Origin of the sequence: Salinivibrio sp. IB868 (assembly GCF_001995655.1) — a bacterium.
Lineage (GTDB): Bacteria > Pseudomonadota > Gammaproteobacteria > Enterobacterales > Vibrionaceae > Salinivibrio > Salinivibrio siamensis.
Genome location: NZ_MUEW01000014.1, coordinates 55,856 through 70,176, shown reverse-complemented (window position 1 = coordinate 70,176; position 14,321 = coordinate 55,856). Strand labels below are relative to the sequence as shown.

The 14,321-nt window shown below is 49.9% G+C and carries 14 protein-coding genes and 4 tRNA genes; 13 read left to right on the top strand and 5 right to left on the bottom strand.

Annotation, left to right across the window (positions count from 1 at the left end; translation table 11 throughout):
* Window positions 1-367 precede the first annotated feature (367 nt).
* The 4 genes from BZG20_RS14355 to BZG20_RS14340 form a co-directional block, all read right to left on the bottom strand.
* Entirely contained in the window at window positions 368-2,953 is a 2,586-nt protein-coding gene (locus BZG20_RS14355; RefSeq protein ID WP_046074501.1) for a family 20 glycosylhydrolase, read from the bottom strand.
* A 199-nt stretch (window positions 2,954-3,152) separates the two neighbouring features.
* On the bottom strand, window positions 3,153-3,797 hold the full coding sequence (locus BZG20_RS14350; RefSeq protein WP_077579427.1) for a nicotinamidase: 645 nt from the start codon (window positions 3,795-3,797) through the stop codon (window positions 3,153-3,155).
* An 11-nt stretch (window positions 3,798-3,808) separates the two neighbouring features.
* Window positions 3,809-5,158, bottom strand: coding sequence for a CDP-diacylglycerol--serine O-phosphatidyltransferase (pssA, locus tag BZG20_RS14345; RefSeq protein ID WP_046074503.1), 1,350 nt, complete (start codon window positions 5,156-5,158; stop codon window positions 3,809-3,811).
* Between the two features lie 113 nt (window positions 5,159-5,271).
* Window positions 5,272-5,655 (bottom strand): GNAT family N-acetyltransferase, encoded by a 384-nt coding sequence (locus BZG20_RS14340; protein WP_338012966.1) that lies wholly within the window; start codon window positions 5,653-5,655, stop codon window positions 5,272-5,274.
* 124 nt (window positions 5,656-5,779) lie between these two features.
* Between BZG20_RS14340 and murB the strand changes: the two genes are divergently transcribed.
* Both murB and birA read left to right on the top strand, forming a co-directional pair.
* A complete protein-coding gene (gene murB / locus BZG20_RS14335; RefSeq protein ID WP_077579425.1) occupies window positions 5,780-6,814 on the top strand; it encodes a UDP-N-acetylmuramate dehydrogenase in 1,035 nt (344 codons plus the stop codon).
* The gene (gene birA, locus BZG20_RS14330) at window positions 6,811-7,779 is read left to right on the top strand and encodes a bifunctional biotin--[acetyl-CoA-carboxylase] ligase/biotin operon repressor BirA (RefSeq protein WP_077579424.1); all 969 of its coding nucleotides are present in this window, start codon (window positions 6,811-6,813) and stop codon (window positions 7,777-7,779) included. The genes murB and birA overlap by 4 nt, the downstream gene beginning before the upstream one ends.
* 18 nt (window positions 7,780-7,797) lie before the next feature.
* Here the strand turns inward: birA and coaA are convergent, their stop codons facing one another.
* On the bottom strand, window positions 7,798-8,736 hold the full coding sequence (gene coaA / locus BZG20_RS14325; protein WP_077579423.1) for a type I pantothenate kinase: 939 nt from the start codon (window positions 8,734-8,736) through the stop codon (window positions 7,798-7,800).
* Window positions 8,737-8,945: 209 nt separating this feature from the next.
* Here coaA and BZG20_RS14320 point away from each other — a divergent pair.
* The 11 genes from BZG20_RS14320 to rplL all read left to right on the top strand — a co-directional run bounded on the left by BZG20_RS14320 (window position 8,946) and on the right by rplL (window position 14,162).
* Window positions 8,946-9,021: transfer RNA gene (locus BZG20_RS14320), tRNA-Thr, on the top strand.
* 7 nt (window positions 9,022-9,028) lie between these two features.
* Window positions 9,029-9,113, top strand: a tRNA-Tyr gene (locus BZG20_RS14315).
* A gap of 37 nt (window positions 9,114-9,150) precedes the next feature.
* A tRNA-Gly gene (locus BZG20_RS14310) sits at window positions 9,151-9,225 on the top strand.
* Window positions 9,226-9,238: 13 nt separating this feature from the next.
* Window positions 9,239-9,314: transfer RNA gene (locus BZG20_RS14305), tRNA-Thr, on the top strand.
* Between the two features lie 104 nt (window positions 9,315-9,418).
* Window positions 9,419-10,603 (top strand): elongation factor Tu, encoded by a 1,185-nt coding sequence (tuf, locus tag BZG20_RS14300; protein ID WP_046074508.1) that lies wholly within the window; start codon window positions 9,419-9,421, stop codon window positions 10,601-10,603.
* Between the two features lie 226 nt (window positions 10,604-10,829).
* Window positions 10,830-11,201, top strand: a complete 372-nt coding sequence (gene secE / locus BZG20_RS14295; protein ID WP_025674747.1) for a preprotein translocase subunit SecE — start codon at window positions 10,830-10,832, stop codon at window positions 11,199-11,201.
* Between the two features lie 11 nt (window positions 11,202-11,212).
* Window positions 11,213-11,758, top strand: a complete 546-nt coding sequence (nusG, locus tag BZG20_RS14290; protein WP_025744447.1) for a transcription termination/antitermination protein NusG — start codon at window positions 11,213-11,215, stop codon at window positions 11,756-11,758.
* A 122-nt stretch (window positions 11,759-11,880) separates the two neighbouring features.
* Window positions 11,881-12,309 carry a 50S ribosomal protein L11 gene (gene rplK / locus BZG20_RS14285; RefSeq protein ID WP_046074509.1) on the top strand — a complete coding sequence of 143 codons (429 nt, stop codon included), beginning with the start codon at window positions 11,881-11,883 and terminating at the stop codon, window positions 12,307-12,309.
* A gap of 4 nt (window positions 12,310-12,313) precedes the next feature.
* Window positions 12,314-13,018 (top strand): 50S ribosomal protein L1, encoded by a 705-nt coding sequence (gene rplA, locus BZG20_RS14280; RefSeq protein WP_046074510.1) that lies wholly within the window; start codon window positions 12,314-12,316, stop codon window positions 13,016-13,018.
* A gap of 229 nt (window positions 13,019-13,247) precedes the next feature.
* Window positions 13,248-13,736, top strand: coding sequence for a 50S ribosomal protein L10 (gene rplJ, locus BZG20_RS14275; protein WP_077579422.1), 489 nt, complete (start codon window positions 13,248-13,250; stop codon window positions 13,734-13,736).
* A 57-nt stretch (window positions 13,737-13,793) separates the two neighbouring features.
* Window positions 13,794-14,162, top strand: a complete 369-nt coding sequence (gene rplL, locus BZG20_RS14270; protein ID WP_046074512.1) for a 50S ribosomal protein L7/L12 — start codon at window positions 13,794-13,796, stop codon at window positions 14,160-14,162.
* The last annotated feature ends 159 nt before the right edge of the window (window positions 14,163-14,321 follow it).

Below are 14,321 nucleotides of genomic sequence, written 5' to 3'. Positions count from 1 at the left end.
AGTGTGGGGTCTCCCCATGTGAGAGTAGGACATCGCCAGGCTTTGATTATAAATTGTGACTGTTGCTTGCGATTTTTGATAGTTGCGATGCTCATGTATTGGCATACACTGTGCGTCTCGCTTCAAAACTCACTGCGAATAGCTCGCAATTTAAGCATCAAAGCGGATATGCGTAAGACTTTGATGAGAAAACACCAAGCCCTGACCTCACGGTCGGGGCTTTTTTGTATCTTGAGGGTGTATTAGCCCTGTGCGCTTTGCTTTAAACTGCCTGCCGAGTAGATGTCTTTTCATTTTCTATCTATCCAATAAAAAGCCCCGTCTTGTCGACGGGGCTTTGTTTTTTCTAAGCTGTGTAATAGCTTGATTATTGAATTTTACTGACTCGACTTACTCGATCACCTGAAATGGTACGCAGCTGCACTGGTGCAGTGACGTGAGGAGCGTTCGCCGCATCATAGGTCTGCCAGCTTGCACCATTATCGGTTGAGTACTCAATGGTGAGTCCAGGGAATGGCGAGTTCGCTTTCAATATACCACTTTCTATCACTCCACCCGGAACGGGTAAGCGGAAGCCCACACCCTGTTGCTCTAGTTGTGGGAACCAGTAGTTCGCTAACTGATTAGCAAAGAGGTTGTAATCAATGTTGCGCTTGGTTTGATTCGCCTCTTGTCCGGTTTGAGTGCTTGCTTCCCATTCGGCACGGTGCCAAGCTCGCTCAGCCATGGCGAAGAGGCGAGGGAAGGTCATGGATTCAAATTGGCCATCGGAGCGAATAGTTTCGCTCCAAATAGATGCCTGTAAACCAAGCACATTGTCTGGACGCGTCAGTGTTTTCACGGTGGCAGCGTCTAGTACTTCCTGTTTGGTGATAGGTGCACCATTGCGCTTTGCATCTGCGTTAGCGTAGAGATCATCGGGCATAAAGCTAAACGTCTTACGGGTATCGGTAAAACGGGGTGCCCAATAATAGCCACGCTCACTTGGGTCTGGTTCATAGGGGTGGTCAAAATAGAGATGTGTGGCTTGGTTATAGATAACGCCATAGCCATTGTTGGCGAGATTATAGGCGCGATCGGCAACGCCCCACTCCCAGATATTTTGCCACGCGTTGCCATAGACGTGCTCATTGGCAAGTTGTGCGCGTGGATAGACTTTATTGTTGTGCATGAGGCCATCTTCCCAACCACCGAGATCGAGCTGATGACGTTGGGTAATGTGCGAAATACGCTCAACAAAGTACTGACTCAGATCGTCAACACTGTTCACACCTGCATCGTTATCTGCAATAAAGGACTGACAGACGGGCGACTCTTTCCAGGCACCGGCAATTTCATCACCGCCAAAGTGAAATGTATCGAGCGGCTGTATGTCTCGATGCGCGTCGACGAGCGCGGCAACCACCGTATCGACGAAGCGATAACTGGATTCCATACAGACATTTATCGCGTTGTCGGTAAACATCTGCACAGAGAGGTATTGTGTGTCGTCTTCAAAGTCCGTGAGCAAATATTCTTTCGCTTTGGCTTCATCACCTTGTGCCATGTACTTGTGGTAACGCGCTTCCATCGCTTTGATGGCCGCGTGCGCGTGACCTGGCATATCTACTTCTGGAATGACGGTGATATTGAGCGCCTCTGCTTTACGCAAGATCGCTTGATAATCTTCCGTGGTGTAATACCCATTGGATGCTTCTGTGCCGTCAGGCCCTGCACCTAAGAAGGGCAACACGCAGCGGGTTTCCGACAAATCATGACAGCGTTTGCTACCGACGTCCGCCAGTTCCGGGAGGGCTGGGATCTCAATACGCCATGCTTCATCATCACTGAGGCGTAGATGCAGTTTGTTGAGTTTCAAAGCGGCCATCTGATCGAGTAACTTAAAGATGGCTTCTTTGCTGCGGAAGTTTCGCGCCGCATCGACAGACAGGCCTCGGTAAGCAAAGCGTGGTGCGTCAGTTAGCGTCACCGCCTTGAGTGTGTCGCCGGTTTTGAGTTGCAGCAGGCTTTGCGCAGCATATAGGGCTCCCGCTTGATCAGGGGCATCGATGTCAATACGCTGCTGCTCAGGTTGTACATCTAAGCGATAAGCTTCATGCCACTGGTCGCTTCCATTCAGGCTGACTTTTCCCCAGCCCACATGAATAACTTTTTGGTTGGTAGGTGCCCAGTCGGTGGCTGAAATGCCAAGTTGATCGGCAAGCCATTGTGCTTGCGCTTGATAGCCATTGTCGTAGACCACGGTCCACTCGCTATCGAGGATGACATGGCCATTTTTCTCAATGCGACTGGCAGGGGTGGGTAGCACGTGCCCTTGGGTATTGACCAACGACAGATCAGCATTGCGCGCATAGCGCTGTTCGGCCGTGAACGGGTCATAATGGTCGGTGAGTGCACCGCCGTAGCGCTTCCACTGTGCGGGCGTGTCAAAGTCACCGACAAAGGCGAGCTCATCATCCGGCTTGGTGGGCACTTGGCCATTTTTGTGGTTACTGGTACTGGTAATCAATGCGGTATGCATGCCAGCTTCACCGTCGGACGCTAAATACCAGTTTGGCATGATATCGGATTTTGCGACTTGCCAGTCAGAGGCATTAAAGCCGACGACTAATTGATCACCAGGGGCGAGCGGAACAAAGCTGTCCGTGGGCTCGAGTTTGAAGAGATCCCCATTGACGTGTGAGACTTTAAGTTGATCGGTATCGATCGAATTGATCATGCGGATGTGACTGAAATAAATCGCCCAGCCTGTTTTAGGCAGTGTCTGAGTGCTTTGGTTGGTAAAGGCGACGTTACCCATAAATGAACGCCAGTCATCTTGCTTATTATCAATGACTTGGTATTGGACATCGAGGCCGTTTCCGAGTGCATCAAGCTGCGATGCAGGCATCGCCCAAGCGGTGCTACATAATGACGCGCCGATCAGGAGACCCAGTGCGGTAGGTTTGAGCATGCTATCCTCCAAACTTATTTTTTATTGTGAAAATAGTTAACAAGACAGTAGAGGATAGTGGTTAACAAGCCTAGTAATCTTGTTAGTCAAAATGCATTTATGTCTAAAGACTCAAACTTATTGATGTGTGCGGGCTATGAGTTTCGTTAAAATAGCGAGGAAGATCGCAGCGGAAATTGATGATCCACTGCGATACAAATTAACGCGGAAGTAAGCAGCTTAACGCGATTTGACTATCCACGAGTCGAATACCGACGGGGACCATTTCGTCACAAGCCGACGATACCGTGTCGGGGTTAATACCACGACACGCGGCAAGGTTGACAATGACGTCAAAACGGCCGCGCTTTTTCAATTGGATAGCCGTGGTTTTGACGCAGTAATCGGTAGCTAAGCCACCGACAACCACGGTTTCTACTTCTTGGCTGTGTAGCCATTCAATCAAGCCCGTGCTGAGTTTTTCTTCAATATCATGAAAGCATGCACCGTAGGGGTGAAGATCAGGCTCAATACCTTTCCAAACCACATAGTCGTATTCGGTGACCGGGGGCAAGCCATCGATGGTTTCAAATCCTTTGGTGCCGGGCACAGCATGCTTGACCCAAGTTAGATCAGCATTCTTATGTGCTAAGGGCTGCAACATATCAGCAGGTTTATCAACCACCCAGACAGCATTGGTGGGGTGTGCATCTTTGGTGAGTACGCGTAGGTCAGCCAATGCCGCTTGCTGATTCAGAGCTGGCCCGATGGTGTCGCCCTCAGGCACAGGCAGCTCATCAGGACAAAGCGGTGTGAATGTGCATTGTGCATCAACGTCAATCGCGGCAATTTTGGCTTGTTTCATCGCATCATCACCTAGAGTATTTGATTGAGTAAATGATCGGCCTTAACCCGCTTAATCCGCTTGAGCAGACGTTTGACCGGGACGGGATAGTCCTCCATTTTTTCGATCTGTTTATAGCTGCCGACCAACTGAGTGTGTGCCAGTATCTTATCTACTTCTTGCTGTTTCTGCGCTTCGAGTTGCTGATGCTTATCATGGATCAAGATAGCGTTTTCTAAGTCTAGCTTCCATGCGCGTGGATTCAGGTTATTGCCCGTCAGCAACATGTATTGGCGATCGACCCAGATTCCTTTTAAGTGAAAACTGTTGTCATCATGCTTCCAAATATGGATGTTTAACTGGCGTTTGGCAATGGCTGCTTCGTTACGGCGCGCAAAGTTACGTAGGTTGACTTCATACAGGTAGGGGAGTGCCGAAATGGTCTTAAAGGGCGCTTCTGGCGGTGAGTAAAAGTCATTGGCGGTTTTATCGCCAACAATGATGCTCACTGTCACCCCTCGGCGTAGTGCACGGCGGATTTCTCTGACCACACTGCGTGGCGGATTAAAGTAAGGGGTGCAAATCACCAACTCTTTTTGCGCGCTCGCAATTAGATGGCAGATATAGCGATTGAGCTTGTTCTTACGTTTACCCAATCCGACCATAGGAGTTAGCCCGACTTGATCCTCACGGAGAGGCTCATTATCGTAGCGATAACTCGCACGCTGCAGCTGAGTTCGAAACTCACGAATGCTAGGCTTAAGTGCTTTGCTATTTGGCCGATCTGGCGAGGTGAGGCAATTGACCGCACTATCCGCCGTTAGGGTATTAACAATAAAGTCTGCCATGGTGTCGGCAAGCGCTTTATTGTCGAGCACATGATAGCGGTCGTATCGATATCTATTATGTTGCGCTAAATAAACATCGTTTAAGCTTGCACCGCTGTAGAGCACTGTGTCATCAAACACAAAGCCTTTTAGGTGCAGCACGCCAAACACTTCTCGGTTTCTGACTGGTACGCCGAGTACCTCTATTTTGTGCGGGTAACGCTCAGCATAGGCGCGATATAATCCCGCATTGCCGTCAGATTGCTCTGCCCCGATCAAGCCTCTTTGCGCGCGATGCCAATCGACTAATACCTTGATATCCAGATCAGGATTGGCCTGTTTCGCTTCATACAGTGCATCAAGCACGCTACGTCCAGCCTCATCATCCTGCAGATACAAGGCGACGAGGTAAATCCTGGATTTCGCCTTTTTTATTTCACTAAGCAAGCGCTCTCTAAACGAGACGGCATCTAATAAGGTTTCGAGATTTTCTGGCTGGTGCGCAATGGTGGGCAGACGGTCGATAAGCTGCCGGTTTGCGTTCGCTGAATCCATTGTTACCTCTTGTTGTTCGACGGCCAGAGTCGAGCGGTTTGATGCTAAACCCTGAATTATACCAGAAATTAGGTCAAGTCACGGATGACTGCGCGGTGGCTTTGTTGTAAATGTCACGCTTTAGGTGCGTATTGCATCGCGACTAAGTCTTTACCGCTATGACAGTAGCTTTGGTAGCGTGCTGCCAATTCCTCTGGCAGGGCTGGCGTGTCCACACTGCTGAAACCGTGTTGCATGTATAAAGCGGTCAATGGTCGAAATGCCAAGCAAAAGCTTGGGCGTTGCGCCAATACGGGCTGGACGGCGTCGAGTAGTTGATGACTTAGCCCCGACCCGCGCAAGTGTGGGTGCAGCAACATGCCAGTGAGTAATTGGTAATTTTGACGTTGTTGAAAGCGGACCGCACCACATAAGCCGCTGGGTCCATCCACCACCCAGATATGTTCATCTTTTTTCGGTTTACCCGGTGGATAGTAGGTTTTATAGAATCGTGCCACGAGAGGAAACCGTAACGGCTCGAGTGGGTGAATGTGGTAATTATCCATAGCCTAATAGATGCGCAATACGAGCAGGACAGGTAGTATACCTATCCATGATTTTTTCTGACAGCGTAATGCATTGATGAAGTGGTTATCTGATGTGTCCTTGACACCCCATCACACCTTTGGTCTCCCCGCCCACGCTCATGCGATCGTGGAAGCGCACACCGTGGAGGATTTATATGCGATTTGGCAGCATGCTGACGATCTGACGCTTCCTAAGCTAGTGGTGGGAGAAGGCAGCAACCTGCTTTTTTGCCAAGACTTTCAGGGCGTGGTGGTGCTTAATCGCCTGACTGGTATATCAGTCGATGATGAGGGCGACCACTGGGTATTGCATGTAGGGGCTGGAGAATCCTGGCATAACTTAGTCGCTTGGAGCATTGATAATGGGTTCCCTGGGCTGGAAAACCTCGCGCTTATTCCTGGCTGTGTTGGTGCGGCGCCGATTCAAAACATTGGTGCTTACGGTGTCGAGTTTTGCGAGCGGTGCGCGTATGTCGATATCGTCAATCCATTGACTCAGCAAACACGTCGTTTGACCCGAGCAGCCTGCCAATTTGGCTATCGCGACTCGATATTTAAAACCGACGCGATGACAGGGTGGGTGATTACGCAAGTGGGGTTCCGATTAGCGAAGACGTGGCAGCCCGTGCTCAAATATGGTGCGCTGGCGGATCTCGATCCAGAGCGGGTATCAGCGCAAACCATTTTTGACGCGGTCTGTGCGATTCGCCAAGCCAAGCTCCCTGATCCCCGTGAGTGTGGCAATGCGGGAAGCTTTTTCAAAAACCCAGTGATTGATGCACACCAGGCGCAAACCTTGCAAACCTGTTATCCCGAGATACCCATGTACTCTGCCGGAGAGGGGAAAAAGAAGCTCGCCGCAGGCTGGCTGATTGACCAATGTGGTTTGAAAGGCAAGCAAGTGGGAGGCGCGCGTGTACATCCAAAACAAGCCTTAGTGCTGACCAACGCTAATCATGCAACCAGCCAAGACGTCATTCAGTTAGCAAAGCAGGTGGTCGACGAAGTCAAGGCGCGGTTTGGTGTGACCTTGCACCATGAGGTGCGCTTTATGGGCGCCAAGGGCGAAACCAGCTTGGAGGCACAATGAGCAGTGCACATACCGTAAGGCTTACCCTTATCGATCGTTTATCCGATGGTGAATTCCACTCTGGCGAAATGCTAGGCGATGCGCTAGGCATGAGCCGAGCGGCGGTCAGCAAACATATCAAAGTGTTGCAATCGTGGGGACTGGATATCTATCGGGTGCAGGGCAAAGGCTATTGCTTATCACAACCGATTGAGTTGCTCGATGACGTCTGGCTCAGTGAGCATACCGATGTGCCCGCTTTATCTGTGATCCCGGTCATTGATTCGACCAATCAGTACTTGATGGAACGTGTTGGACAACTTGCGTCAGGCAGTGTTTGCTTGGCTGAATATCAGCAGCAAGGACGGGGTCGCCGTGGTCGCGCGTGGCAGTCGCCTTTTGGCAGTAACTTGTATTTGTCGATGTATTGGCGTTTAGATGCCGGCCCTGCGGCGGCGATGGGACTGAGCCTAGTGGTTGGTGTGGCGATCACCAAAGCACTCCATGAACTAGGCGCGCCAGGTGTGAAGGTGAAATGGCCCAACGACCTGTATTTTCAGGATAAAAAGCTCGCTGGCATCTTAGTGGAAATGACGGGGCAAACGGGCGATGCGGCTCACCTTGTGATCGGCATGGGGTTGAATATTGGTATGGGGGCGCATTTGCGTGACAGCATCGATCAGCCTTGGGCTCGATTAGCGGACGCTTGCCATCCAATGCCATCGCGCAATACATTAGCGGCAACCTTGATTGAGCGTTTAAAAGAAGCACTGATTGACTATGAGCAACATGGGCTATCGAGCATCATGGCCGACTGGCCCAAGTTGGATAACTTTATTGATCGCCCCGTCAAACTACTCATGGGAGAGCGGGAAGTCCGTGGTATTGAGCGCGGTATCGACGAACACGGTGCCTTATTACTTGACGTTGAGGGTGACATCACGCCTTATTTAGGTGGAGAGATTTCTCTAAGACGCGATGACTAATCTCGGCGATTGTAAGGACTATTTGCGCACACGGATGCGTTGAACAGAGTGGTTGGCACCTTTTTCTAGGATTAAACTGGCGCGCTCACGGGTGGGTAAAATGTTTTCCGATAAGTTTTTCCCGTTAATGTCATCCCAGATGGTCGCCGCCTTTTGAGTGGCTTCGTCGACCGATAGCCGCGTGTAGTGATGAAAGTAAGCCTGTGGATCGAGAAAGGCACCTCGGCGGAACTTCATAAAGCGCTCAATATACCAATGCTTTAGTAACTCTGGTTCGGCGTCGACATAGATAGAAAAGTCGAGAAAGTCGGAAATAAACACATGATGTGGGTCATGCGGGTAATCCATGCCACTTTGCAGGACGTTGAGCCCTTCGAGGATCAATATGTCGGGTTTCTCCACTTTTTGCACGTCAGGAGTGATGTCGTACACCAAGTGAGAATAAATCGGCGCGGTGACGCAGTCTTTTCCTGATTTGACGTCGGCCACAAACTCAACCAGCTTGCGCATGTCATAAGATTGCGGAAACCCTTTTTTATGCATGATGCCACGCGACTCAAGCTCGGCGTTGGGGTATAAAAAGCCGTCAGTGGTCACGAGTGCAACTTTAGGATGATCTGGCCACCGTGTCAGCAGGGCTTTTAAAAGACGTGCGGTGGTACTTTTCCCCACGGCGACGCTGCCCGCGATGCCAATGACATAGGGCACATGATTTGAGACGGGCTGGGATAAAAACTCGTCTAGCACTTCCGTCCGGCTTTTGCGCGCTTTCACATAGAGATTAAGCAGCCGGGATAGAGGAAGATAAATATCGCGCACCTCATCCATCGACAAATGCTCGTTAAGGCCGCGCAAGCGGTCAATGTCATCTTCGGTGAGCGTCATGGGCACTGCATCCCTCAGTTCAGCCCATTGTTGACGCTCGAACGACAAATAAGGCGTTAGCGTTGCATTCATGATCCATGTGCCTTAAGCCAGTAAAGAGGGTGACGATACCGCAAACGAAAGGGAAGGAAAAGCGCCGACGATTGGCGTTGAGTGGGCGGGCTGGTTATTTTCGCAACAATCACGCGAAAAAATGCGCAAAAGACGAAAAAATCACCCATTTTTTTAAAATTCCCTATTGCACCCCTCAAATCCATGGCATAGAATGCGCAGCACTTGTCGCCGGCTTAGCTCAGTTGGTAGAGCAACTGACTTGTAATCAGTAGGTCGCCAGTTCGATTCCGGCAGCCGGCACCAAAATTTAGGTGGAATTCCCGAGCGGTCAAAGGGATCAGACTGTAAATCTGACGGCTCAGCCTTCGAAGGTTCGAATCCTTCTTCCACCACCATTTTCAAATTGTTTGAATAGCTCTACGAGTAACGATTGCGGGCATCGTATAATGGCTATTACCTCAGCCTTCCAAGCTGATGATGCGGGTTCGATTCCCGCTGCCCGCTCCACTCTTTTTAGAGTGCTGATATAGCTCAGTCGGTAGAGCGCACCCTTGGTAAGGGTGAGGTCGGCAGTTCAAATCTGCCTATCAGCACCATCCTCTCCAAGGTAACTTCAAGCCGTTTGATATATACTCAACAAACCTGATTGTTGGTTGTGTGGTCGTAATGCCACCGAAATACCGTGCTTAGAGGGACTGTCATGTCTAAAGAAAAATTTGAACGTACGAAAACGCACGTTAACGTTGGTACTATTGGCCACGTTGACCATGGTAAAACTACGCTGACCGCAGCTATCTGTACGGTACTTGCAAAAGTACACGGCGGTGCTGCTCGTGACTTCGCGTCAATCGATAACGCACCAGAAGAGCGTGATCGTGGTATCACCATCGCAACGTCTCACGTTGAGTACGATACGCCAAACCGTCACTACGCACACGTTGACTGCCCAGGACACGCTGACTATGTGAAAAACATGATCACCGGTGCGGCGCAGATGGACGGTGGTATCCTGGTTGTAGCAGCAACTGATGGCCCAATGCCACAGACGCGTGAGCACATCCTACTTGGCCGTCAGGTTGGTATTCCAAACATCATCGTGTTCATGAACAAATGTGACATGGTTGATGATGAAGAGCTGCTTGAGCTGGTTGAAATGGAAGTACGTGAACTACTTTCAGAGTACGACTTCCCAGGCGACGACTGCCCAGTAATCCAAGGTTCAGCGCTGGGTGCCCTGAACGGTGAAGAGCAGTGGGAGCAGAAGATCGTTGAGCTATCTGAAGCGCTGGATTCTTACATCCCAGAGCCAGAGCGTGCGATCGACAAGCCGTTCATCCTGCCAATCGAAGACGTATTCTCAATCCAAGGCCGTGGTACTGTAGTCACTGGTCGTGTTGAGCAAGGCATCATCACTGTGGGTGACGACGTTGAAATCGTGGGCATGAAAGACACCACCAAGACCACTTGTACGGGTGTTGAAATGTTCCGTAAGCTTCTAGACGAAGGCCGTGCGGGTGAGAACGTTGGTGTTCTTCTGCGTGGTACTAAGCGTGACGAAGTAGAGCGTGGTCAAGTACTGGCGAAGCCTGGTTCAATCACTCCGCACACCAAGTTCGAGTCAGAAGTATACGTACTGGGCAAAGACGAAGGTGGCCGTCATACGCCGTTCTTCAAAGGCTATCGTCCACAATTCTACTTCCGTACGACTGACGTGACCGGTACTATCGAGCTGCCAGAAGGCGTTGAGATGGTAATGCCTGGTGACAACATCAAGATGGTTGTTACGCTCATCGCACCTATCGCGATGGACGAAGGCCTACGTTTCGCTATCCGTGAAGGTGGCCGTACTGTAGGCGCTGGTGTTGTTGCTAACATCATTGAATAATGATTTGACGAAACACTAGTAAAAAGGGCATCATTTGATGCCCTTTTTCTGCGTTTGACGCTCCTATTGGTGTGAATTTAGCCAGCAGTCGTTAGCAAGCGCAGAGTTTAGTGATCGTATCGTGCTTGATTGAGACGTTATGGTCACCATGTGCCTTTGCCAAACACTGATTGTGGATGGCTGAAAAGGCACTGCCGTCTATGTAGACTTGTTACAGGTAGAATGTATGAAAGCGAACGCTGAGACCCAATCCGGTTCGATGGACATCCTTAAATGGGGTGTTGTTTTTGTCCTATTGGCCGCAGCCGTGATAGGGAATAGCCTGTACAGTGACGTGTCTGTGGTAGTGCGAGCTGCTGCCGTGGTGGTATTGGTTGCCGCTGCCGGTGGTGTCGCTGCACTCACGATGAAAGGAAAAGCTGCGATCACGTTTGCACGCGAATCGCGTATGGAAGTGCGTAAAGTGATTTGGCCAACCCGCCAAGAGACTTTACAGACTTCTCTCATCGTTCTGGCTGTTACTGTTGTTATGGCGCTCATCTTGTGGGGCGTTGACGGAATCATGGTCCGTCTAGTCCGCCTAATCACTGGCGTGTGAGGTAAAAGTACATGAGCGAAGCTCCCAAAAAACGTTGGTATGTGGTCCAGGCTTTCTCTGGTTTTGAAAGCCGTGTTGCGCAGTCACTGCGCGAACATATCAAAATGCACGAAATGGAAGACTATTTCGGGGAAGTCTTGGTGCCAACCGAAGAAGTGGTTGAAATGCGCCAGGGACAACGTCGCAAGAGCGAGCGTAAATTCTTCCCAGGTTATGTGCTCGTCCAAATGGTGATGAACGATGAATCTTGGCACTTGGTACGTGGTGTGCCACGTGTGATGGGTTTCATTGGTGGCACCTCAGATCGCCCAGCACCTATTTCTGATAAAGAAGCGGACTCTATTCTCAATCGCTTAGAAAAAGCGAGCGAGTCTCCGGTTCATAAAACCGTGTTTGAAGCGGGCGAAGTGGTGCGTGTGACCGAAGGACCGTTTGCAGACTTTAATGGTGTCGTAGAGCAAGTTGACTACGATAAGAACCGCCTTAAAGTCTCGGTGTCTATATTCGGCCGCGCGACCCCTGTTGAGCTGGAATTCGGTCAGGTAGAAAAAACCTGATCAAAAAAGCACCGCTAATGGTTGGCAAGGGCGCGAAATTTGACTATAATTTCGCGCCCTTTTGTTAAACGGGGAGTTTATCGCAAGATAGACGTTAGTACCCAAAATAAGGTAATTGAATAATGGCAAAGAAAGTAGAAGCTTACATCAAGCTGCAAGTTGCAGCGGGTGCAGCTAACCCATCGCCACCGGTTGGTCCTGCTCTGGGTCAACACGGTGTGAACATCATGGAGTTCTGTAAAGCGTTTAACGCGAAGACCGAATCTATCGAGAAAGGTCTACCAACTCCAGTTGTTATCACTGTATACAGTGACCGTTCTTTCACCTTCGTAACCAAGACTCCGCCAGCCGCGATTCTTCTTAAGAAAGCAGCAGGCGTGAAATCTGGTTCAGGTCGTCCGAACACTGAAAAAGTGGGTACCGTGACTGACGCGCAGATCCAAGAGATCGCAGAAACCAAAGCGGCAGACATGACCGGTGCGGACATCGAAGCGATGAAACGCTCCATTGCGGGTACTGCCCGTTCAATGGGCCTGAACGTAGAGGGTTAAGACAATGGCTAAAATGACTAAGCGCATGCGCGTAATCCGCGAAAAAGTTGATGTGACCAAAGAGTACGACATCAACGAAGCCGTTGCTCTACTGAAGGAACTGGCGACTGCAAAATTCGTTGAAAGTGTTGATGTTTCTGTCAACCTTGGCATCGATGCTCGTAAATCAGACCAAAACGTTCGTGGCGCGACTGTACTGCCTAACGGTACAGGCCGTGACATCCGTGTTGCTGTGTTCACACAAGGTGCGAACGCTGACGCGGCGAAAGAAGCGGGTGCTGATATCGTAGGTATGGAAGATCTTGCTGAGCAAGTGAAGAAAGGCGAAATGAACTTTGACGTCGTCGTCGCTTCACCAGACGCAATGCGCGTTGTTGGCCAGCTAGGTACCATCCTAGGCCCACGTGGCCTGATGCCAAACCCGAAAGTGGGTACTGTCACGCCTAACGTTGCTGAAGCGGTTAAAAACGCGAAAGCAGGTCAGGTTCGTTACCGTAATGATAAGAACGGCATCGTTCATACCACCATCGGTAAAGTTGACTTTGACGCAGACAGCCTGAAAGAAAACCTGGAAGCGCTGTTGGTGGCACTGAAGAAGGCGAAGCCAACTTCAGCTAAAGGTACTTACATCAAGAAAGTTAGCCTTTCAACAACCATGGGTGCTGGTGTTTCTCTAGACCAGAACTCTTTGGAAGCAAGCGTTAACTAATTGCGACAAGCGAGTGAGTAGTTTATACTCTCTCGCTTGACAATTTTATGGCTGAGTTTGCTTCGGCAAACTTCGTCCAAGACCGTAGGCGTTCATTACGAACTTAATATTTCCTACGTAGACGGTGCCAGAACATGATAGATTTCTCGTCTTTCTTGGATCTGCACCGTACAAGCTCTCTCTGCAAGGCTGTAGAGAGTGGTGTTAAACAATCCAGGAGCAAATCCAAATGGCTTTAAACCTTCAAGACAAAAAAGCAATTGTTGCTGAAGTCAACGAAGCTGCCAGTGGAGCCCTGTCTGCAGTAGTTGCTGATTCTCGCGGTGTTGCCGTTGACGCAATGACTTCTCTACGTAAAAAAGCGCGTGAAGCGGGCGTTTACATGAAAGTTGTGCGTAACACACTGGCTCGCCGTGCAGTTGAAGGCACTGAGTATGAGTGTCTGCAAGACACTTTTGTTGGCCCAACTCTGATTGCGTTTTCTAACGAGCACCCAGGTGCCGCTGCGCGTCTTTTCAAAGACTTCGCAAAAGAAAACAAAGAGTTTGAGGTTAAATCTGCTGCATTCGAAGGCGCGATCACTGACCCAGAGGTACTGGCGACACTGCCAACGTACGACGAAGCAATTGCACGCCTAATGATGGGCTTGAAAGAAGCTTCTGCCGGCAAGCTGGTTCGTACTATCGCCGCTGTTCGCGATCAAAAAGACGCGGCCTAATCGCCCGTTTAATTTGGTTGCTTAATCCTTTTATTGTTGACTTTAAAGAGAATTGTTATGTCTATCACTAACGAGCAAATCCTAGACGCAATTGCAGACATGTCTGTAATGCAAGTTGTTGAGCTTATCGAAGCTATGGAAGAAAAATTCGGCGTATCAGCGGCAGCAGCCGTTGTTGCTGGCGGTGCTGCTGAAGGCGGCGCGGCTGAAGAGCAAACCGAATTTGACGTTATCCTAACTGAAGCGGGTGCGAACAAAGTAGCCGTTATCAAAGCGGTACGTGGCGCAACTGGTCTAGGCCTGAAAGAAGCGAAAGCGCTTGTTGACGGCGCGCCTGCACCTCTGAAAGAAGGTGTTGAGAAAGAAGAAGCTGACGCGCTTAAAGCTCAGCTAGAAGAAGCTGGTGCTTCTGTTGAAGTTAAGTAATTTATACTTAATTTCCTAGCCTGAAAAGGCATTGGCTGGTGGCTAAAAAGCCACCGGCCTTTTTGCGCTGTAGGGCAGTAGTGAAATTTTCACCCCGTTTTATCACTGCTGACCATGCAAAAAAAATCAAAGCAAGCGCTTTGATTTTCCTACACTAAA